Below are 618 nucleotides of genomic sequence, written 5' to 3'. Positions count from 1 at the left end.
AGGTACAATACTCTTGGTTTATGCGTAGTAAGTACATAGGTTGCTTATTATAATTTGGCTTAGCTTGCCACATTTTATCTGTAACATTATGTATGGTAATACTATCTTGGTCTGCAGTGTTCATATTTTTAGTGGTTTTAGTGTTTTGGGCGCAGCTACCCCAAAACACTAAAAACCAACTATAAAAAAATAATTTTTTAAACATATTATTTAATCATTTCTAACTGTATGGCTTCATCTGTACGCGTGTATTTGTCTTTATCCATATATAAATACACACCTAGAAAACGAGCCATGTATTTATCATCGTACAAAAAATATAAAGCAGACTCTCCTCTTAATCGAGAATCTCCATTTATATTACTGGTAAATTTTAAAGTTGCTATTTTTCCATCTCCAAAAAAAGCCAACTCATAGTCCTCTAATGGCTGAAATTCTTTGTCAACAATGCTTACTTCTGAACTATATTCTTTCCATATATTATTTATTTGCTTTTTTTTCTCATACTCACTAGAGGATACTCTTAACTCATTATGGTAATTCAAATTCACTATTGCGTTTACATTTTTTTCTTCATACTTTTTTTTGTACATTTTAAAATAACTGATTATTTTTTGT

The 618-nt window shown here is 29.3% G+C and carries 1 protein-coding gene; it reads right to left on the bottom strand.

Features of this window, described 5'->3' with window-relative positions:
• Positions 1-206: 206 nt before the first annotated feature.
• Positions 207-618 (bottom strand): hypothetical protein (locus tag KLA_RS17380; RefSeq protein ID WP_034647515.1); only part of this gene is annotated, 412 nt, incomplete at its 5' end.

This window comes from Cellulophaga geojensis KL-A, from assembly GCF_000568425.1.
Lineage (GTDB): Bacteria > Bacteroidota > Bacteroidia > Flavobacteriales > Flavobacteriaceae > Cellulophaga > Cellulophaga lytica.
This window is presented reverse-complemented; position numbering and strand designations above follow the sequence as displayed.